Source organism: Duganella sacchari (assembly GCF_900143065.1).
GTDB lineage: Bacteria > Pseudomonadota > Gammaproteobacteria > Burkholderiales > Burkholderiaceae_D > Rugamonas > Rugamonas sacchari.
The window spans coordinates 262,803-283,846 of sequence record NZ_FRCX01000003.1; the positions used below are offsets into that span (position 1 = coordinate 262,803).

Annotated in this window: 26 protein-coding genes and 1 tRNA gene; 12 read left to right on the forward strand and 15 right to left on the reverse strand. The window is 61.9% G+C overall.

Annotation, left to right across the window (positions count from 1 at the left end):
- The first annotated feature begins 9 nt into the window (after positions 1-9).
- Complete coding sequence (locus tag BUA36_RS07620) at positions 10-285, forward strand: DUF493 family protein (RefSeq protein WP_072783121.1); 276 nt, start codon at positions 10-12, stop codon at positions 283-285.
- Here BUA36_RS07620 and gcvA read toward each other — a convergent pair whose 3' ends face one another.
- Positions 286-1,179, reverse strand: a complete 894-nt coding sequence (gene gcvA, locus BUA36_RS07625) for a transcriptional regulator GcvA (RefSeq protein WP_072783122.1) — start codon at positions 1,177-1,179, stop codon at positions 286-288.
- Positions 1,180-1,289: 110 nt separating this feature from the next.
- Here gcvA and yfcF point away from each other — a divergent pair, with 110 nt between their 5' ends.
- Genes yfcF through lipA form a run of 3 tightly spaced genes read left to right on the forward strand, consistent with a single transcriptional unit; the run spans position 1,290 to position 3,587 of the window.
- Positions 1,290-1,916, forward strand: coding sequence for a glutathione transferase (gene yfcF / locus BUA36_RS07630; protein ID WP_072783123.1), 627 nt, complete (start codon positions 1,290-1,292; stop codon positions 1,914-1,916).
- Between the two features lie 27 nt (positions 1,917-1,943).
- A complete protein-coding gene (gene lipB, locus BUA36_RS07635; RefSeq protein ID WP_072783124.1) occupies positions 1,944-2,603 on the forward strand; it encodes a lipoyl(octanoyl) transferase LipB in 660 nt (219 codons plus the stop codon).
- A 9-nt stretch (positions 2,604-2,612) separates the two neighbouring features.
- On the forward strand, positions 2,613-3,587 hold the full coding sequence (gene lipA / locus BUA36_RS07640; RefSeq protein WP_072783125.1) for a lipoyl synthase: 975 nt from the start codon (positions 2,613-2,615) through the stop codon (positions 3,585-3,587).
- A gap of 73 nt (positions 3,588-3,660) precedes the next feature.
- Here the strand turns inward: lipA and BUA36_RS07645 are convergent, their stop codons facing one another.
- Positions 3,661-3,924 carry a hypothetical protein gene (locus BUA36_RS07645; protein WP_072783126.1) on the reverse strand — a complete coding sequence of 88 codons (264 nt, stop codon included), beginning with the start codon at positions 3,922-3,924 and terminating at the stop codon, positions 3,661-3,663.
- Positions 3,925-4,039: 115 nt separating this feature from the next.
- Between BUA36_RS07645 and BUA36_RS07650 the strand changes: the two genes are divergently transcribed.
- Positions 4,040-4,702, forward strand: a complete 663-nt coding sequence (locus BUA36_RS07650) for a uracil-DNA glycosylase (protein ID WP_072783127.1) — start codon at positions 4,040-4,042, stop codon at positions 4,700-4,702.
- Here BUA36_RS07650 and BUA36_RS07655 read toward each other — a convergent pair.
- The 5 genes from BUA36_RS07655 to BUA36_RS07675 all read right to left on the reverse strand — a co-directional run bounded on the left by BUA36_RS07655 (position 4,678) and on the right by BUA36_RS07675 (position 10,876).
- Positions 4,678-5,790 carry a HupE/UreJ family protein gene (locus tag BUA36_RS07655; protein ID WP_072783128.1) on the reverse strand — a complete coding sequence of 371 codons (1,113 nt, stop codon included), beginning with the start codon at positions 5,788-5,790 and terminating at the stop codon, positions 4,678-4,680. The two genes, BUA36_RS07650 and BUA36_RS07655, sit on opposite strands and share 25 nt — an antisense overlap.
- Entirely contained in the window at positions 5,787-6,959 is a 1,173-nt protein-coding gene (locus BUA36_RS07660) for a tetratricopeptide repeat protein (protein ID WP_072783129.1), read from the reverse strand. Before BUA36_RS07660 ends, BUA36_RS07655 begins: the two co-directional genes overlap by 4 nt.
- A gap of 19 nt (positions 6,960-6,978) precedes the next feature.
- The gene (locus BUA36_RS07665; RefSeq protein WP_072783130.1) at positions 6,979-7,218 is read right to left on the reverse strand and encodes a hypothetical protein; all 240 of its coding nucleotides are present in this window, start codon (positions 7,216-7,218) and stop codon (positions 6,979-6,981) included.
- Positions 7,215-8,744, reverse strand: a complete 1,530-nt coding sequence (locus BUA36_RS07670) for a DUF4331 domain-containing protein (RefSeq protein ID WP_072783131.1) — start codon at positions 8,742-8,744, stop codon at positions 7,215-7,217. The genes BUA36_RS07665 and BUA36_RS07670 overlap by 4 nt, the downstream gene beginning before the upstream one ends.
- 119 nt (positions 8,745-8,863) lie before the next feature.
- On the reverse strand, positions 8,864-10,876 hold the full coding sequence (locus tag BUA36_RS07675; RefSeq protein WP_072783133.1) for a TonB-dependent receptor: 2,013 nt from the start codon (positions 10,874-10,876) through the stop codon (positions 8,864-8,866).
- A 162-nt stretch (positions 10,877-11,038) separates the two neighbouring features.
- Here BUA36_RS07675 and BUA36_RS07680 point away from each other — a divergent pair, with 162 nt between their 5' ends.
- The 5 genes from BUA36_RS07680 (at position 11,039) to BUA36_RS07700 (ending at position 14,213) form a co-directional block, all read left to right on the forward strand.
- Positions 11,039-11,626 carry a sigma-70 family RNA polymerase sigma factor gene (locus BUA36_RS07680; RefSeq protein ID WP_072783135.1) on the forward strand — a complete coding sequence of 196 codons (588 nt, stop codon included), beginning with the start codon at positions 11,039-11,041 and terminating at the stop codon, positions 11,624-11,626.
- Complete coding sequence (locus tag BUA36_RS07685) at positions 11,623-12,318, forward strand: anti-sigma factor (RefSeq protein ID WP_072783137.1); 696 nt, start codon at positions 11,623-11,625, stop codon at positions 12,316-12,318. The genes BUA36_RS07680 and BUA36_RS07685 overlap by 4 nt, the downstream gene beginning before the upstream one ends.
- Before the next feature lie 12 nt (positions 12,319-12,330).
- Positions 12,331-12,753 carry a PaaI family thioesterase gene (locus tag BUA36_RS07690; RefSeq protein WP_072783139.1) on the forward strand — a complete coding sequence of 141 codons (423 nt, stop codon included), beginning with the start codon at positions 12,331-12,333 and terminating at the stop codon, positions 12,751-12,753.
- An 88-nt stretch (positions 12,754-12,841) separates the two neighbouring features.
- Positions 12,842-13,315, forward strand: coding sequence for a group I truncated hemoglobin (locus BUA36_RS07695; RefSeq protein ID WP_072783141.1), 474 nt, complete (start codon positions 12,842-12,844; stop codon positions 13,313-13,315).
- 19 nt (positions 13,316-13,334) lie between these two features.
- Positions 13,335-14,213: a DUF3034 family protein gene (locus BUA36_RS07700; protein ID WP_072783143.1), complete on the forward strand. Its 879-nt coding sequence runs from the start codon at positions 13,335-13,337 to the stop codon at positions 14,211-14,213.
- Here BUA36_RS07700 and cynS read toward each other — a convergent pair.
- From cynS to BUA36_RS07730, 6 genes are all read right to left on the reverse strand, one after another.
- Complete coding sequence (cynS, locus tag BUA36_RS07705) at positions 14,210-14,653, reverse strand: cyanase (RefSeq protein WP_072783145.1); 444 nt, start codon at positions 14,651-14,653, stop codon at positions 14,210-14,212. The two genes, BUA36_RS07700 and cynS, sit on opposite strands and share 4 nt — an antisense overlap.
- Before the next feature lie 64 nt (positions 14,654-14,717).
- Positions 14,718-15,230, reverse strand: coding sequence for a peroxiredoxin family protein (locus BUA36_RS07710; protein ID WP_072783147.1), 513 nt, complete (start codon positions 15,228-15,230; stop codon positions 14,718-14,720).
- Positions 15,227-15,892, reverse strand: a complete 666-nt coding sequence (locus tag BUA36_RS07715; protein WP_072783149.1) for a BON domain-containing protein — start codon at positions 15,890-15,892, stop codon at positions 15,227-15,229. Before BUA36_RS07715 ends, BUA36_RS07710 begins: the two co-directional genes overlap by 4 nt.
- Complete coding sequence (locus BUA36_RS07720) at positions 15,885-16,481, reverse strand: phosphoheptose isomerase (protein ID WP_072783151.1); 597 nt, start codon at positions 16,479-16,481, stop codon at positions 15,885-15,887. The genes BUA36_RS07715 and BUA36_RS07720 overlap by 8 nt, the downstream gene beginning before the upstream one ends.
- Positions 16,482-16,538: 57 nt before the next feature.
- Complete coding sequence (locus BUA36_RS07725; RefSeq protein WP_072783153.1) at positions 16,539-16,889, reverse strand: YraN family protein; 351 nt, start codon at positions 16,887-16,889, stop codon at positions 16,539-16,541.
- Between the two features lie 7 nt (positions 16,890-16,896).
- Positions 16,897-18,153, reverse strand: coding sequence for a penicillin-binding protein activator (locus BUA36_RS07730; protein WP_229255642.1), 1,257 nt, complete (start codon positions 18,151-18,153; stop codon positions 16,897-16,899).
- 163 nt (positions 18,154-18,316) lie between these two features.
- On the opposite strand from BUA36_RS07730, the gene rsmI reads away from it, so the two are divergent.
- The gene (gene rsmI / locus BUA36_RS07735; RefSeq protein ID WP_072783158.1) at positions 18,317-19,225 is read left to right on the forward strand and encodes a 16S rRNA (cytidine(1402)-2'-O)-methyltransferase; all 909 of its coding nucleotides are present in this window, start codon (positions 18,317-18,319) and stop codon (positions 19,223-19,225) included.
- Here the strand turns inward: rsmI and BUA36_RS07740 are convergent.
- A complete protein-coding gene (locus tag BUA36_RS07740; protein WP_072783160.1) occupies positions 19,222-19,836 on the reverse strand; it encodes a hypothetical protein in 615 nt (204 codons plus the stop codon). The genes rsmI and BUA36_RS07740 overlap by 4 nt on opposite strands.
- Before the next feature lie 74 nt (positions 19,837-19,910).
- Between BUA36_RS07740 and BUA36_RS07745 the strand changes: the two genes are divergently transcribed.
- Positions 19,911-19,987 (forward strand) — tRNA-Pro (locus BUA36_RS07745).
- Between the two features lie 145 nt (positions 19,988-20,132).
- On the opposite strand, the gene BUA36_RS07750 is transcribed toward BUA36_RS07745, so the two are convergent.
- On the reverse strand, positions 20,133-21,044 hold the full coding sequence (locus tag BUA36_RS07750) for a hydroxymethylglutaryl-CoA lyase (RefSeq protein WP_072783162.1): 912 nt from the start codon (positions 21,042-21,044) through the stop codon (positions 20,133-20,135).

Genomic DNA, 21,044 nt, shown 5'->3' on the forward strand with positions numbered 1-21,044 from the left:
GAAAAGAACATGAAAGCGATCCCACCCTCCGAGTCCCTCATCGAGTACCCGAGCGACTTCCCGATCAAGGTCATGGGGCCGACTCATAACGATTTCGCCCCTACCATCGTGCTGGTGGTGCAGAAGCACGACCAGGATTTCCACGAAGGCAAGATGGAAGTGCGTCCTTCGGCCCAGGGCAATTACACCGGTCTGACCTGCGTGGTGCGCGCCGTTAGCCGCGAACAGCTGGATGCGCTGTACAGCGAGCTGTCGGCGCACCCGATGGTCAAGATTGTCATGTAATCAAGCGTGCTGGCGCTGGAAGGCGGCAATTTCTTCCAGCAGCCAGTCGCGGAACGCCTGCACCTGCGGTTTGCTGACCGCACCGGGCGGCGTGACGAAGTAGTACTCGTCCGGGCTGGGCGTGGCGATATCGAATAGCCGCAGCAGCTGCCCGGAGTTGATCTCCTGCATCGCCACCACGTGGCGCACCAGCGCGACGCCGTTGCCGTCGGCAGCAGAACGCACCAGCATCGACAAATCCTCAAACAGCAGCCCGCCGGACGGTTCCGGCAGGTCGACTGCGGCTGCGCGCAGCCACGGCGTCCACAGCTCCACCGAGCGTAGCAGCGTGTGTCTGGCCAGATCTTCTGGCGTTGCTGGCAGCTGTCCACCGCGATAGTGGGGACTCACTACCGGGTAATACACATCCCCCATCAGCCGCAACACCACCATGCCCGGGTAATTGCCGCGTCCGAAGCGGATGCCGACGTCGATGCCTTCGCGCGCCAGATCCTGCAGCACGCCGCTGGATTGCAGCACCACTTCAATATCCGGATGCAGCTCGATGAACTTGCCCAGCCGTGGCGCCAGCCAGCGCGCGGCAAACGAGGGTATCGAAGTAATCGTCAGCCGCTGGCTGATGCTGGCCGCGCGCATGGCGTCGGTGGCGGCAGCGATGTCGGCAAAGGCCTTGCCTAAAAACTGGGCAAATTTCAGCCCGTCGCTAGTTATTTTCACCTGGCGGCCGTGGCGCACGAAAAGTGGCCGTCCCAGCTCTTCTTCCAATCCCCGCACCTGATGGCTGATCGCACCGTGCGTCAGGTGCAGCTCTTCCGCCGCGCGCGAGAAATTCTCGTGGCGGGCCGCCGCCTCGAAGGCGCGCAATGCGGAAAAATTGGGCAGCCGTCGCGCCATGCTGTGGATAACTATGTGAATAGAACTAACAAGAATTGCGAAAATATACCGTTATACAGGCACTTAGACAAGGTTTACCATGTGAATAAATCTACCTAAGCGGAGCTGCCATGCCCTTCCAACTGTACGTCGATAGCCTTTACACCAGCCCTTACGCCCTGTCGGCCTTCGTGGCGCTGACCGAGAAGGGCTTGCCTTTCAGTGTGAAGACGGTGGATCTGGGCAGTGGCGAGCAGCGGCTGGCCGGCTACGCCGACCGCGCACTGACGGGCCGCGTACCGGCGCTGGTCGAGGGCGATTTTGTGCTGACCGAGTCGTCGGCCATCACGGAATACCTGGAAGAGTCGTTCCCGGCGCCGGAATATGTGCGCCTGTATCCCGCCGACCGTCGCCAGCGCGCGCAGGCACGGCAGATTCAGGCCTGGGTGCGCAGCGACCTGGTGCCCGTCCGCATGGAGCGCGATACGGAAACCGTGTTCTTCAAAAAGCCGTGCGCGCCGCTGACCGACACCGCGCAGCAGGCGGCCGCCAAGCTGGTGCATGTGGCCGGTCACCTGATCCAAGGTCCGCAGAATCTGTTCGGTGACTGGTCGCTGGCCGATACCGACCTGGCCATCATGCTGAGCCGCCTGGTGCGCAACGGCGATGCGGTGCCGCAGAAGCTGCAGGAATACGTCGATTTCCAATGGCAGCGCCCCTCGTTGCAGGCCTGGCTGGCCAGGCACCAGCCGGGCTGAAAGTAGCGCTCGGGGTATAATGCCGGGATGACGTCTCCAACTTCTCCTGAGATCAGGCATCTCGGCAAAGCCGATTACGACAGCACGTTTGCCGCCATGCGGGCCTTCACCGACGCCCGCACGCCGGACACCCGCGACGAACTGTGGATCGTGGAACATGCGCCGGTCTACACGCTGGGCCTGGGCGCCGACCGCGGCCACCTGCTGGCCGGCGCGTCCGGGATCCCTGTGGTGCAGACTGATCGCGGCGGCGAAGTCACCTACCACGGCCCTGGCCAGGTGGTGATTTATCTGCTCATGGACCTGCGCCGCAACAAGCCGGGCGGCAAGCTGTATGCGCGTCAGTTTGTGCATAAAATCGAGCAAGCCATCATCAATGTGTTGCAGGCGTATAATCTCGACGGTGAGCGCGTTGAAGGCGCGCCGGGCATTTACATGGCCGGCGGCGACCATAAAGGCGCCAAAATCGCCGCGCTGGGCTTGAAGGTGCGCGGCAACGGCTGCACCTACCATGGCCTGTCGCTCAATGTGGCGATGGACCTGGCGCCGTTTTCCTGGATTAATCCATGCGGCTATGCCGGACTGGAAACGGTCGATATGCGTACTGTTGGCGCGCAGGCAATGCTGTCCGATGTACAACAGCAACTCGCCGATGAACTGATCCGCGTACTGGCACCAAACGAATAAGACTTGATTATGACCACCGAAACCACGACTGCTTACAACCCCAGCGAAAAGCAAAAAGGCGCCAGCAAGACTTCGCGCATTCCGATCAAGATTGTGCCGGTTGAACAGGTCGAGCGCTTGAAGAAGCCGGACTGGATTCGCGTCAAAGCCGGTTCGCCGAACACCCGTTTCTACGAAATCAAGGAAACGCTGCGCGAGAACAAGCTGGTCACCGTGTGCGAAGAAGCGAGCTGCCCGAACATCGGCGAATGCTTTGGCAAGGGCACTGCGACCTTCATGATCATGGGCGACAAGTGCACCCGCCGCTGCCCGTTCTGCGACGTCGGCCACGGCCGGCCGGATCCGCTGGACAAGGATGAGCCGACCAACCTGTCGCACACCATCGCCAAGCTGCGCCTGAGCTACGTCGTGATCACCTCGGTGGACCGCGACGATCTGCGTGACGGCGGCGCCGCCCACTTTGTCGAATGCATTTCCAATACCCGCGCGCTGTCGCCGAAGACCCAGATCGAAGTGCTGGTGCCGGACTTCCGCGGCCGTCTGGAAAAAGCGCTGGCGATCTTCGCCGACGGCCTGCCGGACGTGATGAACCACAACCTGGAAACCGTGCCGCGCCTGTACAAGGAAGCGCGTCCGGGTTCGGACTATATGCATTCGCTGAAGCTGCTGAAAGACTTCAAAGCCATGTACCCGAACGTGAAAACCAAGTCCGGCATCATGGTCGGCCTGGGCGAGACCGACGAAGAAATCCTGCAGGTGATGCGCGACATGCGCGAACACGACATCGACATGCTGACCATCGGCCAATACCTGGCGCCATCGAACAGCCACCTGCCGGTGCGCCGCTATGTGCACCCGGACGTGTTCAAGATGTTTGAAGAGGAAGCCTACAAAATGGGCTTCAAGCACGCCGCCGTGGGCGCCATGGTGCGCTCCTCGTACCATGCGGACGAGCAGGCGCACAACGTACTGGCCGCAGGCTAAAACAAAAGGCTCCGCAAGGAGCCTTTTTTTCGTCCCGCTACCAGGCCAGGCCTGATCCGCAAAAACTGACGGTTTAAGCGTCGAGGCCTTTGAGCAGGACTTCGGCGACGGTCTGGTTCATGTCGAGGCCGCGCTCAGTGGCCAGGGCGTGCAGGCGTTTGACCAGTTCGTCATTGAGTTTGACGGCGAATGGCACCAGGCCCAACGCCTGGTCGCGTTTGCGTTGTTCGCGTTTGTCGATGACGGTATTGTCGGCCTTGCCGAAGCCTGCAGCACCCGGTGCCATCTTGCCCATCAGCTTTTTGGCATCGGCTTTGGCCAGATCTGTTTTCTTCATATTGCGCTCCGTTATAAAGACGCCATTCTACGCGTTAAAAACGATTGACCACGGACTGCGTTTCATCGGACTATTTCGAGTTGTTGGAATAGCCAGGAATAACCAGGAACAGCAGATGAGCGTACGCATTGAAGAATCGTGGAAGCAGCAGTTGCAAGCGGAGTTTGAACAGCCGTACTGGCAATCCCTGACTGCGTTTGTGCGTGCCGAATATGCGGCCACGCAGTGCTGCCCGGCCGGCAAAAACATCTTCCGCGCGTTCGACCTCACGCCGTTCAGTGATGTGAAGGTGGTGATACTTGGGCAGGACCCGTATCACACGCCCGGTGCGGCGATGGGCTTCTGCTTCTCGGTCCCGGACGGCAATCGCCCGCAACCGAGCTTGCAGAACATCTTCCAGGAACTGCATAACGACCTTGGCCTCGACCGCCGCCAGACGGATCTCAGCGACTGGGCGCAGCAAGGCGTGTTCCTGTTGAACAGCGTACTGACGGTGCGCGCGCGTGAAGCGGGCTCGCACGCCAACAAGGGCTGGGAGACTTTTACCGACAGCGCTATCCGCCACCTGTCGCAGCAGCGCGAGAACATCGTCTTCATTTTGTGGGGCAGCTATGCCATCGCCAAACGCGCGCTGATCGACAGCCGCAAGCATCTGGTGATTACGTCGCCTCACCCATCGCCATTCTCCGCGCACAAAGGCTTCTTCGGCAGCAAACCGTTTTCACGCGCGAATGACTACCTCGCTGCAAACGGTCAAAGCCCGATCCACTGGGCCTGAACATCAAACGCGCGTTCGACGAACCACACCACCGCCACCAACGCAATCAGGGTTGATCCAGCGGTCAGCAAGCGGCGGTAAAACCAGGTGTGCCGCAGCCAGAACGCCAATGGCAGAAACGCCGCCACGATGCATAGCTGACCGATCTCCACACCCAGATTGAAGCCGAACAGGCTGGCCAGCAGCGCCCCTTTCGGCAGCCCGAGGTCGATGAGTACACTGGCAAAGCCGAAACCGTGGATCAGGCCAAAGCCGAATGCCGCCCATGGCCGCCGTCCGCGAAACAGCGGGTAGAGGTTATTCACCGCTGCCAGGATCACCGAGGCGGCAATCGCCGATTCCACCAGCCGCGAAGGCAGCGATATCAGCGACAAACTGGCCAGCGTCAGTGTCAGCGAGTGTGCCAGCGTGAAGGCAGTCACCACTTTCAGCACGTCGATGAAGGCACCGCGCAGATTATCGGCCGGCGCCGCCAGCATGACCGCTGGCAGCAGCAAGGACAGCAGGAACAGGATGTGGTCGTAGCCGATCCAGATGTGCCACACGCCGTCTTTGACGTAGGCGCTGAATTGCTGCAATTGGTCGGGCGCCGCCAGGCGCAGGCGTTGCTGCGCATGGGCGGGTTCGAAGATCGCTGTGGAGGTAAGGCCGTCATGCGTCAGCCGCAGCAAGCCTTTGTGCTGGGGATCGAGGTCCGCAAACAGGTGGTAGCGGATGTCCAGCGTCGTCAACGGCGCCGGGCACACTGCCTGGAAACGCAGCACGCTGTAAGCGCCATCGGTATGGTCATCGATCAGCTGCTGGCCGGGGATGATGCGGCAAGGGCCGGCGTCGGCGGCAATCTGCAGGTGCTCCAGTGCGTAGGCGGCAATCGCGGCATGGCGGGCCTGGATTTCGCGCCATGTCAGTTGGCCATCGTCGTCCTGATCGAGACCGATGGCGTAGTCCAGGTCACGCAGTGCGATGTCCCATTGGCCTGTAATGCGTTCACCTTGGACATCGAGCGACAGGTAGCTGTCGCTGGGTTTGTGTGCCTGTGCGGGCAGCATGGCGCAGCACAGCAGCAGAAACAGCAGGAGACGTTTCATGATGTCCCCACTTTCAGCTGGCGGATCAGGCGTGCGGCCATTGCGTCCTCGGTGTGATGCTGGTTGACCCAGTCGAGCACTGGCTTGGCTGCGGCGGTGTCGCGTGCCTGTGCTGCGGCTTCAAGATAGATGCGGATGTCGGCCGGCTCTTTTTGCACCGCCCAGTTTTTGCGCGCGAGTGCCAGTGCTGCGTTGGCGTCGTGCCGCAGCAGCAGTTCAAAGCGTGCCTGCTCGCGCTGGTGCACGGTATCGCCGCGTTGTGCTGCTGCGTCGAAGCGTGCTGCCAGTTCCTTGATGTCGGCTTGCAGGGCGCTGCTCTGGCCGGCCTGCTGCAAGGCCAGCGCGCGGCGCAGCAGCAGTGCGTCGATACGGCTTTGGTCGCGCAGCAGTGTCAATACTTCAGCGGCGCGACCTTGCTCGAGCAGGAAGTCGGCGTAAGCGCCCTGCAGGTAGCTGTCGCGTGGCTGGAGCGACAACGCTCGCCGGTAGCGCGTCTCCGCCGTGGCGCTGTCGCCGCGCCGTTGGGCCATTTCGGCCAGCAAGGTCATGGCCCATACCTGCAGCTCCACAGGCGCATTCGGGCTGCGTTCGGTGGTCAGGTCCAGCAGTTGTTCGCTGCGTTCCGCCTTGCCCGTTACCGTGCCGATGTTGGCGATACAGGTGATGGCGACCAGCTCGATCGACAAGCTGGACACCCGCGCGCAACTGGCCGTGGCGCCCGTGTAGTCGCCTTGGACTGTTTGTACTGTCGCCTGCGTCAGCCAGGCCTGCACATTGCGTGGCTCGGCTTCCAGTACGGCTTTCAAGTCGGCCAGCGCCGGTGTGAACTGGTGTGTGCTTTGCAGTAGCGTGGCGCGCAGCAGACGCACCGCTGGCGGTGGTGCTGTCTGGCTCCACCACGGCGCCAGCGCCGCCTGTGCATAGCCGAGATAGCGTGGATCGGTTTCACTGCGGGCCAATGCGATGTAGCGGCGGGCGATGGTGGTGGCCAGCGTGATGTCGTTCGGGCTGGCGTGCAGTTCGCTGCGCAGGCGCCGCAACTCCTGCTGCACCGGGTCGCCCCGGCGCGGCACGTTTTCGACCACCTGCTGGCCGTTCGTGGGAATGTAGGGCGCCGCCTGTGCCGCTGCAGTGATGCAGCAGGCCAGCGCAAGGATAATTTGATGCATGATGGCGCCCTCCTGGTGCTTACTTCACTGCGACCGGTTCAGTGTCGTCGGGTGTGGTGACGGCCACCTGGTCCGTCGCTTGCGGTTCGGCGCTGGTCTCGCTGCCATCGCCGATGACCGCCAGCACGGCAGTGACAAATGCATCGACCATGGCGACCGGTGGTTGTGGCGTGGTGGGCGTGTCAGGTGCGGACCAGTCATGGCTGCTGCCACCGCACGCGCTCAACACCAGCAGCATAATGAGGCTCAGGTATCTCATGGCGCCCTCCGCATCGCTTGTGCTACGGCAGCGCTTTGCGGCGAACCTGGCAGCGGCGTTTTCAGATACGGGAAGGCGGCCGTGAAGAAGCTGTCGTCAAGGTAGGCGCCATCGGTGAAGTGCAGGCCACCCGCCGGTGCATCGGTAGGAGCGCAGCCCAGGTTCAGCGTACACAGATTGCCCATCACCACACGCAGCGCGATATCCACCACGTCATCGCCAGGACGGCGGCCGTTCGGGAAGCCGGCATTGTCACCGCCGATGACGCCGAGGCGGTTTTGCTTGCCCATCGCGACCGCCGCCGTGCTGGTATTCAGGCGCAGCATTTCAGACGCGGTGACCGTAGCTGGCTGGTTCAGGCCTTTGACACCGGTGAGGAAGGTGGCCACCAGGTCGTTGCGCGGGAAGTTGGTGGGCGCCTTGGCGCCAGCACTGCCGTACAGAATTTCAATCAGCGCGGGCAGCGTTGGATTGGTCACGTAGGTGGCAAACTGGGCGTCGCCGGATGGCTTGCTGGCGTTGAAGGTGTCTTTGTCTTTGAGGCCGATCACGACTTCATTCACCAGCGGCATGCCGAGGCGCGAGACCTGCGTCCAGGCGCCGCCCTCCTTCGATGGCGTGCTGCTGTTCGGCGTTGGATTCAGCAGACGGCCCTGGCGCACGCTGGCCGTGGTCCAGCCGCCGATGACCGGATCGCTGCTGCCGGATGCGGTCAGGCAGGACGCTGCGACTTCCATCTCAATCGCGGTGACGTTCTTGTCGGCCAGGTCGTCGTGTGCGGCCTTCTCGGCATTGGCGGCAAATTCCGTGGCTGGCGCTTTGATGTTCACCAGGTCAAAGGTCTCGCCCAGGTTGACGACAAACGGGTCTTTGCGCTGGCCGACAAACACGCGCGCCGGTGTACTGCAACCGGGAATATTGACGCTGTAGACGTGCGCCGCCGCATACGCCGGGTAGTTCGGTATCGATTTATTGCCGATATTGTCGAGCGGCTTGTCGAAGGTGGTGCTGCCATCGGCAGCGTTGGTGACGGCGGATTTGGTGCCGGTGCGGCGGTCGCCGCGCACCACGTTGATGGTGTAGGTTTCGCGCACATTGGCGCCCGGTGCGTTAGGCGCGGCGATGGCGCCGCCGTTGATCACCAGCGGAATCGACACCTGCTTGCCCCCCACGGTCAGCTTGGTGTCCTTGTTGGTATTGGTGAAGCGGAACTGGAAGGTCAGATCTTCCTTGGCGTCGCCGTTGTTGTCGATGTGGATCTCGTACAGCGCGTTGGGATCCATGGCAAAGTAGTTGGGACCACCGTAGGCATCCTGTAGCGGTACGTAGTCGGCGATGAGTGTGATGAAGTTGGCGCGGCCCGCTTCGTAGCTGCGGAACATATAGAAATCGGTACCGTCGATCTTGGGGCTTTGCGTGACGAACGGTGCTTCGCGATGGCTGGACGCCAGCGCTGCCGGTAAGCAGGCGCCGGCCAGCAAGCCTGCAATGGCAAGGCGTGCTGTGTGGTGGGTAATGGTTTGCATCTCGCTTCCTCCGAATGGGTGGACTTTCTGTGGGTACTGCAAGGCTGATATACGCGGCGCGTGGTGCGTCAGATTCAGATTCGATAAGATTTATTTTTTGGACTGATTTTCAGAAGAGTTCAGAAGTTGTGGCTGAGCGTTAAACGCAGCGTGCGTGGCTCAACAGGATGGAAGTGCACGTCACTCACGCCTTCTGCCGGCTCGCCTGCCAGCCGCGAGGTGTAGAGGTAGTCGATATCGCTGGCGCGGCGGTTAAACAGATTGAAGCCGTCCAGCGTGAGCCGCGTGCGGCGGTTGAGCTGATAACCGATGCGGCCATATGCCAGCGTGGTCGCGGCCGAGCGCACGCTGTTGTCTTCCATCAGCGGCCGCTGGCCGAAGTAGCGCAGCTCAAGGCCGCCAAACCAGCGGCCGATGTCCTTGACGGTCACGCCAAACGACGCCACCTTGTTGAGCGCCTCCGGCACGTAGTTGCCGGCCGGGTCGCTGTCGCGATAGCGCGCACGCGAGGCGGACAGGTCGAGATCAAACAGCAGCCATGGTGCGGCAATATAGTGGTTGCTCCATTCCACACCGGTGCGGCGGCTGGCACGGCTGGCTTCCGTCTGGCCGCTGTCGCCCGCGTAGACCAGTTCCGAATCGATATCCAGCGCCCACAGCGAGAACGAACTTTGCAGGCCGGGCAGCCAGCTGCTACGCACGCCCAGTTCAGCGCCGCGTGTGCCGACCAGCGGCGGTGCGGGCGCCGGCCCGGTGACGCCGCGCGCATCGTTGCTGTGGAAGCCTGCGCCGTAGTTGATGAAGTATTCGGTGTCACGCCATGGCCCGAATATCAGCGACAGCTTGGGTGAAAATTTGTGCGCGCTGGCGCGGTCGTCGTTGACCTTGAAGCGGTAGGCGTCATAGCGCAAGCCGGCGATGCTGCGCAGTGACGGCGTCCAGTAGCTGGTGTTTTCCGCATACAGGCCAAGGCTGGCTTCATCGACCCGGTCTTCGCGCACGGTGCTGAGACGCTGGCGCGCTGCGGTCGCGTACAGGCCGATGGGCGCGATATGGTCGTAGCGTGTTTCGACCCCCAGCTTGTTGCGCATGTCGATGCCGCCGATCTGGCTCAACCACGCCTGGCTGGCGCTGGCGCCACCCACGGTACGGCGTTCGCTTTGCTGGAACTGGTCGCCGTTGACCGGATCGTTGAGCAGGTAGGTGAAGTTGCTATACAGCTCCAGGCTCGAATGCAGCAGATAGGCGGAAGCTTCGGTGATGCGGTCGCTGTCGCGGCGGTGCATGTTCCAGGCCAGGCTGGTGCGCGCGGTGTCGCCACCATCGCTGGGATCAATGCCGCCAAAGCGGTCGATCAGGCCTGACTGCACGGCGCGCAATGGCACCTGGTCGGTGGCGTTCCAGCGGTTGCGGTAGGCCATGGCGGTGATGCTATAGCCGTTCTGCGCGTCGCCGTGGCTGTAGCGCAGCGTGGCGCTGTACTTGCGGACCTGCTCCGGCGTCTGCCACGGGCCGTTGTTGCGGCTGAGTTCCAGTCCATATAGCAGCGTGCCGTCGGCGGCGGCAAAAGAGTCGGCCAGCACGCCGCGCTGGTAGCCGTAGCTGCCCACGGTCAGGCTGGCGATGCCCTGCTTTAGCTGGTCGCTGAGGCGGATATGGGCCGCGCCGGCCGAGGAGAAGTCGCCTTCGTCGGCAAAGTAACTGCCTTTTTTGTAGTCGATGCGCTGCACCAGTTCCGGTATCAGAAAATTGAGATCGGAATAACCCTGGCCATGGGCGTTGCTGCGCATGTTGACGGGGACGCCGTCGACCCAGGTAGCAAAGTCGGTGCCGTGGTCCAGATTGAAACCGCGCAGGAAGTACTGGTTGGCCTTGCCGTCGCCACTGTGCTGGGTGACGATCATGCCGGGCACGAATTCCAGCAGCTCGCCGGTGCGCAGCGCCGGACGGTTGGCAATCAGGTTGGCAGTGACTGTGCCCTGGCTGGCCGCGTCGGTGGTGCCGATGGCGTTGTCGTAATGGCCCAACACTGTCACGCTGGCCAGCGCCGCATCGCCTTCGGCTGCCGTGGCAGCGTCGAGCAGTGCGCAGCCCAGGGCCAGCACGGCGCCCGCTGTGTATTTGCAGATCATGTCATCCTCGCGTAGGTCTTGCTGATTGCTTCATGTTGTCAGCCATATACGCGGGCGGCCCGGCGCCGGATTCAGAATTCTTTCGTGCTTCAGCGGTAATATGGTAATTTGCACACGCTTGAGGTTTCTCCCATTACGCAGCTCTAACCGACAAGGCAAGCAGTGTCCGACGCCCATACCCTCGATCCGCAACAACTCCGCACCTGGCTGAATGGCGCTGCCCATCGCGATGCGGCCGCCTTCCGTTCTCTTTACGAAGCGACGTCAGCGAAACTGTTTGGCTTCGCGCTGCGTATATTGGTTAAGCGCGAACTGGCCGAGGAAGTACTGCAGGAGAGTTTCGTCGCGATCTGGCATAACGCCGGCAGCTATCAAAGCCATCTGGCTGCACCGATGACGTGGATGACCACCATCGTGCGCAACAAGGCTTACGATCTGCTCCGCCGCAGCGATGATGCCGTCGAAATTGACAGCGACCAGTTTGACGCCGAAGTGATGAATGCTCTCCAAGACCCTGCTGCTACGCCCATCGAGGCACTGACCATGAGCCGTGACGCCAAGGCGCTGGCTTACTGCATGTCCGCGCTGGAAGGCATGCACCGCCAGGTGCTGGGGCTGGCCTTCTTCCATGATTTGTCGCACAGCGAAGTGGCGCAGCAGATGGCGCTGCCGATTGGCACGGTCAAGACCTGGATACGGCGTAGCCTGGAACGCTTGAAGACCTGCCTGGCGAAAGGAGACCGCGCATGAATATCCGCGACAACGCTCCTTTGCGTGACAAGCTGGCGGCCGAATATGTGCTTGGCACGCTGAAGGGCGGCGCACGCCGCCGCTTTGAAGGCCATCTGCATAATGATGCCGCGCTGCGCCAGCTCACCGCTGAATGGCAGGACCGCCTGGTGCCGATGGCGCAATTCGCCACCGCGCAGCAGCCGCGCAAGCAGGTGTGGAGCGAGATTGAACGCCGCCTGAACCTGCGCCCTGCGCAGCGCCCGTCGTGGTTTGAGTCGCTGAACTTCTGGCGTTCGCTGGGTCTGGCGTCGACGGCGGTGGCGGCCTTGCTGGTCATGGTTATCGGCACCCGCGTGCTGCAGGCGCCGCAGCTGGATTATGTCGCCACGCTGACGGACGACAAGGCGCAAACCGCACTGCTGCTGACGGGCGATAGCAGCCACAAGGCGCTGACGGTGCGCCTGGTCGGCAATGCGCCGGTGGCCAGCGACAAGACGCTGCAGCTGTGGGCTGTGCCTAAGCAGGGCAATCCACGTTCGCTGGGCCTGCTGGCGGATCGCGGAGAGGTTAAACTGGCGTTGACCAGCAGTGCTATCGGCGACGACGTCGCGGTGCTGGCTGTTTCGCTGGAGCCGAAAGGCGGCTCTCCTGATCCGAATGGTCCTACCGGCCCTATCCTCTACAAGGGCGCGTGGGTCCGCGTAATGTAAAGAGAATTGAATATGGATGCTAGCAAATTCACCGTCGATTACTTCAACCAGTTCGGCAAGGGCACGCTGCCTGATTATCTGGGCATCATCATCACGTCCGTCAAGGAAGGCGAGATCGTGGCGGAGTTCACCGTCACCGGCAATCATCTTGCACCCAATGGTTTTCTGCATGCAGGCAGCGTGGTCACGCTGGCTGACACGGCTTGCGGCTATGCGTGCTTCTCGCACCTGCCGGAAGGCGCGCAGAACTTTACTACCATCGAGCTGAAATCGAATCACCTCGGCACCGCGCGTGAAGGCACGGTGATGGCGACGGCCAGCCTGGTGCACCAGGGCCGCACGACGCAGGTGTGGGATGCGACGGTGACCAACAAGGCCACTGGCAAAACAATAGCGTTGTTCCGCTGCACCCAAATGATTTTGTATCCCAAGTAAAATCGCGGAGTTTTAAACTGATCTGATAAATTGCAGTAAAGCCTAGCCCCCGCTGAATTCTCTTTATCGTTTTTTCACAAGGACTGATATGAAAAAATTCATCAAGCTGGTTAGCTGCAGCCTGTTGCTGGCGTCCTCGCTGGCAATGGCGCAAACACCCTACACCGAGGACTCTACTTATCAAGGACTGGGGGGCAAGGAAGGGATCAAGAAGATTACCGATACCTTCGTCACCCTGATCACCACCGATCCCCGCATCAAGGACAGCTTCACTGACTTCGACATGAAGCAGCTGAATGTGCGCTTGCAGGAGCAGTTCTGCGAGTTCGCTGGCGGGCCATGCAAATACACTGGCAAATATCACGACAAGGCCATGGAAGGCGTCGGGCCGGTGCGCGATATGAAGACCGTGCACCAGGATCTGCAAATCACCAATGCCATGTTCAACGCCCTGGCTGAAGACTTACAAATCGCGATGGAGCAGCACAATGTTCCAAGTAGCGTCGCGCTCAAGCTGATTGCCAAACTCGCGCCGATGCAACGCGACATTGTGACCAAATAAGTCCGCCAGGAGTAGAACAATGAAAAAAATTATCCCAGCATTGATCGCTGTATTGGCCTGCGGCGGCGCTGCCGCAGCAAGCCCGGACATGGGCAAACTGCTTGCCACCGGTGGCGTCTCGCAAGTGGAAGGCGCGGGTGGTGGCGGCATTACGCCGTGGGCGCTGATCAGCGGCTATGGCACGCGTGACAGCTGGGGCGCCAATGCGCACTACACTTACGTCGGCACGCAAGACTACAAACTGAATAGCTATGGTGTAGCGGTCGGCATTGCGGACCGGCTGGAGCTGTCGCTGGCGAATCAGGAATTCAAGGGCAGCCTGGCGCCGCTGGACCAGCTGAACATCAAGCAGGACATCCTCGGCCTCAAACTCAAGGTGGCTGGCGATGCGGTATATGAGCAGGACAGCTGGATGCCGCAAGTCGCCATCGGCATCATGTACAAGCGGAACAAGGGCATCGGCGGCCTTGGTGCGCTGGGCGTCACCAACGTCAAGCAGCTGGGCGCGAAGGACGATCATGGCTATGACTACTACGTCTCCGCCACCAAGATCTATCTGGAACAAAGCCTGCTGCTGAATGCCACGCTGCGCGCCACGCGCGCCAACCAGATGGGCATACTGGGCTTTGGTGGCGACAAGAATGATAGTACGCGCCTGATGCCGGAAGTCTCGGCCGCGTATCTCATCAACCGCAAGCTGGCGCTGGGCGCCGAGTACCGCCGCAAGCCGCACAACCTTGGCGTGGATAACGAGAAGGCGTATTACGACGTCTTCGTCGCCTGGTTCCCGACGCGGAATTTCTCCGTGACGGCTGCTTATGCGGATCTGGGAGACATCACGATCTTCAATCCGAAGAAGCAGCACGGCCTGTACCTGTCGCTGCAAGCGGGCTTCTAGTAGGATTTGTAGGGCAGGAATTTTCCGCTCAGGACCACCTGCACGCGGTCGCCCTTGGGATCGGCTTCGCGTTGAATATCCATCGAGAAGTCGATCGCACTCATGATGCCATCGCCGAATTCTTCGTGGATCAATTCCTTGATGGTGGTGCCGTAGACGCTGACGATTTCGTACCAGCGGTAGATCAGCGGATCGGTCGGCACGGCGGTGGGCAGCGAGCCTTTGTAGGGCACGATCTGCAGCCATGCGGCTTCTTCATCGGTGAGCCCGAACAGTTGCTGCGCCTGGTCGGCCTGCGCGCGGCTGAAGGTCATCTGGCCCAGCAGCGCGGCGGTCGTCCATTCCTTGCTCTGGCCAAAGTGCGTGGCGATTTCCGTCCAGCGCATATTGCGCGCGACTTTGGCGGACAGGATTTTTTGCGTGACTTGATTGCGATCCATGGTGGCTTCCCTGGTTGGTTGAGGAAGCCATCAGCGATGCAAGCGGCGTGCCAAGGGTGGCTGATCAGCCGTTCAAGGACTCCGCCAGCAGCTTGTGCAGTGCTGCGAAATCCGGTTCGCCCAGATAGCGCTTGAGGATTTTGCCATCCTTGCCGATGACGAAGGTGGTTGGTGTCATGGCGACGTTGCCGTAAGCCTTGGCGGCCGAACCATCCGTATCCAAGGCCACCTTGAACGGCAGCTGGCGCGTTTCCGCGTAGTTGAGCACGTAGTTGGGCGGATCGTAGTTCATCGCCACGGCGACAAACTCCATGCCCTGGCCTTTGAACTTGTTGTAGGTATCGACCATCTTGGGCATCTCGGCCACGCACGTGGTGCAGGAGGTGGCCCAGAAATTGACCATCACCACCTTGCCCTTGAGGCTCTCCGGCGTGATCTTGTCGCCCTTGATGCTGAGGAAGGTCAGTTGTGGTGCCACCTCGCGCTTGGATACCGTGGCGTAAGCGCCAAATCCGATGGCGGCAATCGCTACGGCAGCGATCACCGGTTTAACCCAGGCGCGAGATGAGGTACTCATGATTGGTTGCTTTGCGTGTTGGTGGAGGACGATTTAGGCTGGTAGGACTTCCATTCTTCCTCGGTGATGTATTCAAACACCTTGACCACCTTGGTCACGCCGCTGACGCCGCGTGCGATGTCGGCGCCGATCTGGCCTTCGCGCTGGGTCACACGGCCCTGCAGGTAGACCACACCGCGCTCGGTGACGACCTGATACGAGTTGGCGGAAATATCCTTGGCATCCACCAGGCTGGCTTTGACCTTGGTGGTGATGATGGTGTCGCTGGAGCGCGAGGTGTAGCTCGACGGGCCGGCGATTTCCAGTTCGTTGATGACGTCAACCACGCCTTCGATGGCGCGGATTTCGCGTTCGATGGAGGCTTTCATGGCTTCATCGCGGACCTCGCCGGTCAGCAGCGCGCGGCGGTTGAAGCTGTTGATATTGACGTGTGCAGCACTGCCACCGACATTGTTGACCTTGACGCTGGACTTGACCTCAATCGCACGGTCTTCCGTCTGCGCGCCAAAAGTGCGGCGGTCGGTGGCCGCCAGCGTACCGGAAATTGCACCGCCCGCGACCACCGCCACGCAGCCCGAGAGCGACGCCAGCATGGCGCCGCACAGCACGCTCATGGCCAGCGGACGTTGTACTTTTTTCCAGATAGCGCTGGCATTACTCATTCACATCTCCTCCGAACAGCGCGACGTCGATGCCGTCGCAAATGCAGTGTATGGTGACCAAGTGGACTTCCTGGATGCGGGCAGTACGGTCATGCGGGACACAGATATGGACATCGGCATCGGTCAGCATCTTGCCAATGGCGCCGCCGCCCTTGCCGGTCAGCGCCACGACGCGCATCTCGCGCTCCAGCGCGGCCTCGATGGCGGCCATGACGTTGCCCGAGTTGCCCGAGGTGGAGAACGCCAGCAGGATGTCGCCGGCCTGGCCGAACGCCTGCACCTGCTTGGAGAAGATCTCGCGGTAGCTATAGTCGTTGGCCACCGCCGTCAGGATCGACGTATCGGTGGTCAGCGCGATGGCTGGCAGCGGGAAGCGCTCACGCTCGAAGCGGCCGACCAGCTCGGCAGCAAAGTGCTGGGCGTCAGCAGCGGAACCACCATTGCCGCACACCAGAATCTTGTTGCCGTTGGACAACGCCAAGAACATCATCTCGATCGCCTGCGCAATGTGCGGGGCGAGGACGGTGGCGGATTGGATTTTGAGTTCAGCACTTTCGTGGAAGTGCGAGAGGATGCGTTGATTATTCATAGTGTGCTGATTATAGTGCAGTCGCCCGGCTGACCGGACAAGCGCTGTTAAAAATGCTTACATCTCGAGGACGTTTTGTACCCATGATAACTTTTCTTCGTCGATAGCAATCAGGTCGAAGCGGCACGGCGGCGGGATTTTGTGGCGTAAAAGATAATATTGTGCCGCGCGGAGCAGGCGCTGCTGCTTGGCCGGCGTCACGCTGTAGACCGCGCCACCGAATCTGGCGCTGGCGCGCTGGCGGACTTCCACAAACACCAGCACCGGCCCCTCCAGCATGATGAGGTCGATTTCTCCGGCCTTGCACAGGAAATTGCGTTCCAGCAGCGTCAGTCCCTGGGCCTGCAGGTGGGCCAGCGCGCGGTCCTCGCCCTGTCGGCCCAGCCGCTGCTGTGGGGTGCGCGGCATGCCATCCTCATGGCTGCGTGACTGGCAGCGGCGCGCCGTTCTGGTACACGGCTGACTGCTCGATACGTTCGAAGCTGGACGGCCCCTGGCCAAAATCGATGGTCAGCTTGCCGGTGACGCCGTCCAGATGGAAGCGGCCCGCCGGCTGGCGGCCGATTTCACGCGCCACGCGGAAAGCATCGATGCCTAGCGCATACAACCGCGCCATGTCGGCGCTGCCGACGCCGGTTTGCAGCTGGCGCGGGTAGACCATCACGGCCGGATGGTCGCGCTGCACCTGCCATGGCAGATCCAGCAGGCGCACGCCGTCCAGGTCCTGGGTCGGGAAATTGTTCACGCGGCCGGGATTCAGGGCCGAGGTGCCGTAAATCGGCAGGCTGCTGAACTGGTCGGTGGCGGCTGGTGGTGGCGCCGGCAAGGCGTCGGCCGTGCTGAAAATCGGATTGGTGGGTTCGGTGGTCATGACGCTGGCCAGCGCCAGACGCAGCTGGCGCGTCTGGTCGGCGCCCATGGCGGAAAACAGCAGTGCCGGCGGCGTCTGGCGCAGGCGCGCCCGCAACTGCACCAGTTCGTGATCGCTGAGATAGCCGTCGGGCGCGCTCAGTTCGATGGTCTGGACCGGCCGGCTCAGGCGTTGCCACTGGCCGGCAAACGCGGCCGCCACGCGGCGCTGCCAGGCGGTGCTGGTGGTGAGCACCAGCGCGGCGCCGTCCGGCTGTTCGGCGGCGGCCCACTGGGCGGCCTGGCGGGCTTCTTCCTCAATCGACAGGCCGATCGCCACCATCTGCGGCGGCAGCGATGCCGCGCCCTGCTGGCCATAGCCTTCCGGGTAGTTCAGGGCGATGGTGGGCTTGCTGACCAGCGGGCTGGCTGCGACCGTGGCTACGGCCGCGCGCGACAGCGGGCCGACCACGATGTCCTGATTCTGCAAGGCGTGGGCGTAGACCGACAGGATGTCCTGCGGCACGTCGCCGGTTTCCAGCACGGTCACGGTAATATTGTCACGGTCGCGCTCCCAGGCGGCCATGAAGCCGGCGCGCAGCGATTCTGCGGCGGCGCCCAGCGTTTCCGAGCGCAGCGGCAGCAGCAGGCCGATGCGTACCGGAGCGTTGGATGGTGCGGCCCGGTCATCGTCCGCGCGGGTAATGGCGGGCGGCTCGGCGCGCGGCGCCAGCTGGCTGCGGTCTTCGTCCACGGTGCCCGGCATGCTGATGGAGAAGGTTTCCGCAGGCGGCAGCGGCGGTTCGGGCGGCGGTTTTGGCAAATCGCGCTGGATGGGCGGCGCAACTACCGGCGGCGGGCTTGTTTTTGCTGGCTGGGGCGAGCACAATCCACCCGGCGCGTTGCAAAACGGCGTGCTGCATGCACTCAGCACTGCGGCAGTTATGCACAGCAGCGTCAACCTCACACTTTTCATCCTACCCCCAATGAGCGACCACGTATCCAGTTCCATCGCCAGCCTGCCCGTCCTGGGCGAAACTGCGCACCAGAGCTATCCTAGCGCAACCTTGTACGTCGTGGCGACCCCCATCGGCAATGTGACGGATATTAGCCTGCGTGCGCTGCACGTCTTGAGCCTCGTCAATGCTGTGGCCTGCGAAGACACCCGTAACACCGCCACCTTGATGACCCGCTTTGGCTTGCACAAGCCGCTGATTGCCGCGCATCAGCACAACGAGCGCGAGGCGGCCGAGACGCTGATCGCTCGTCTGCAGGCTGGGGAGCGGATTGCGCTGGTGTCGGATGCGGGCACGCCGGCCGTGTCCGATCCGGGCGCGCGCATTGTCGATGCGGTACGGGCGGCCGGCCTGCGCGTGCTGCCGCTGCCGGGCGCATCGGCGGCGGTGACGGCCTTGTCGGCCAGTGGCCTGGTCAATGACCAGTTTTACTTTGTCGGCTTCCTGCCGGCCAAGGCCAAGCAGCGCGAGAATTTCCTCGGCACCTTGCGCCCGGTGACGGCCACCATGGTGTTTTACGAAGCGCCGCACCGGATCCTGGACTGCGCCACTGCGCTGGCGTCCGCGTTTGAACCGACGCGCCAGGTCGTGTTCGCGCGTGAGCTGACCAAGATGTTTGAAGAAATCCACCGCTGCCCGCTGTCCGAGGCGGAAGCGTGGATCAAGGCCGACGGCCACCGCGAGAAAGGTGAATTTGTCGTGCTGCTGGAAGGCGCGCCGCCGGCCGATGATGAAAACGATGCAGAAGCGGACCGCATCCTGCAAATTTTGCTGGCGGAACTGCCTGTTAAACAGGCAGCCGGCCTGGCCGCACAAATCACCGGCCGCAAGAAAAATGCCCTGTACGACCGCGCCTTGCAGCTCAAGGACGAAGCTTAAAACTTACAGTGCTTGTCCAGCGCCCAGAATAGCGGCGCCAGCAGGCCGGCGCCGGAGGCCGATTTCAGGCAATCGGTCTTTTTGGCGCCTTCCATTTTCTTGGCCAGCTCGCTGCCCGTCGGTTCCGGATTGATCGGGTGCGCTTCCAACTGGGCGGCCAGCGTGCCGGCCGGCGCTTTCTCCTTGGCCACGCCGCGCGCGGTTTTCAGCGCCGCATTCATATCAAATTGTTTGGGCGGCTGCTCGGGATGGAGCGGATCGGCCGCGGGTGGCAGCGTGATCGCCTGCGATTCGGCCGGTGTAGGCTGTACCTGCTCCGCAATGGCTGGCGCTGGCGTGCGCTCACGCGGCGCCGTGTGTACCGGTTCACGCGGCTCGCGCTTGCGTGGTGGCGGTGGCGGCGGTGGTTCGACCTTGGCAACGGTCTTAGGTGGCGGCAGCGGCTGCAGCCACACCGTCATCGCCTTGGCCGGCTGCTCGGCCGCTGGCGGGCTGGACAACCGGTAGCCAAACAGCAGTACTGCGTGCAGCAGCACTGAGATAACAACACCTGCAATAATGCCCGGACGCCGGACCTGGCCGGGTGGATCGAATGAAAATGTGGTGCTCATGATTTTTCGATAATAACATCGTTTTGCAAGAGCTCTTGACGACCTCGGCGCCAGACTGTATTATCTTGCTTCTTCGGAGTGTAGCGCAGCCCGGTAGCGCACCTGGTTTGGGACCAGGGGGTCCAAGGTTCGAATCCTTGTACTCCGACCAAGATTCAAGAAAAAGACCCGAGAGTTTCGACTCTCGGGTCTTTTTTTTCGTCCAAACAAATCCGGGGTCAGTTCTTGCAATCCAACACGAGCTCAGCCTTGTAGCTGTTGAGCTTGTGTTGGATTGCAAGAACTGACCCCGGATTTTAGCCGGCGCGTTTGGCGGCGATGGCGTTGCCCGCGCGGCTGGCGCCTTTGCGGTTCAGGAACTGGGAGATGAACTGGCCGGCATCCACGACGATGTCGAGGTCGATGCCGGTGTCGATGCCCAGGCCCTGCATCATGTACAGCACGTCCTCGGTGGCGACGTTGCCGGTCGCGCCTTTGGCATATGGGCAGCCGCCCAGCCCCGATACCGATGAATGGTAGATCGAGATGCCCACTTCCAGGCTGGCGTAGATGTTGGCCAGTGCCTGGCCGTAGGTGTCGTGGAAGTGGCCGGACAGGCCGTCCACGCGGAACTCGCGGATGGCGCGCTCCAGCACGGCTTGCGTCTTGCGCGGCGTGGCGACGCCGATGGTGTCGGCAATGTCGATTTCGTCGCAGCCCAGATCGCGCATGCGGCCGACCACATCTGCCACGGCATCCAGCGGTACCTCGCCCTGGTACGGGCAGCCGAATGAGCAGCTGATGCTGCCGCGCAGGCGGATGCCACGCTCTTTGGCCGCTTTGGCCACACCTTCAAAACGCGCGATCGATTCGGCGATGGAGCAGTTGATGTTCTTTTGCGAGAATGCCTCCGAGGCGGAGCCGAAGATCACGACTTCGTCGGCCTGCGCTGCCAGCGCCGCTTCAAAGCCCTGCATGTTCGGCGTCAGTGCGGAGTAGATCACGCCCGGCTTGCGGCTGATGGCTGCCATGACTTCGGCGCTGGTGGCCATCTGCGGCACCCACTTCGGCGAGACGAAAGCCGCCGCTTCGATGTTCTGGAAACCGGCGCTGGTCAGGCGGTTCACCAGTTCGATCTTGACGTCGGCCGGGACGTTTTCCTTTTCGTTCTGCAGGCCGTCGCGCGGGCCGACTTCGACGATTTTGACTTTCTTCGGTAAGCTGTTCAT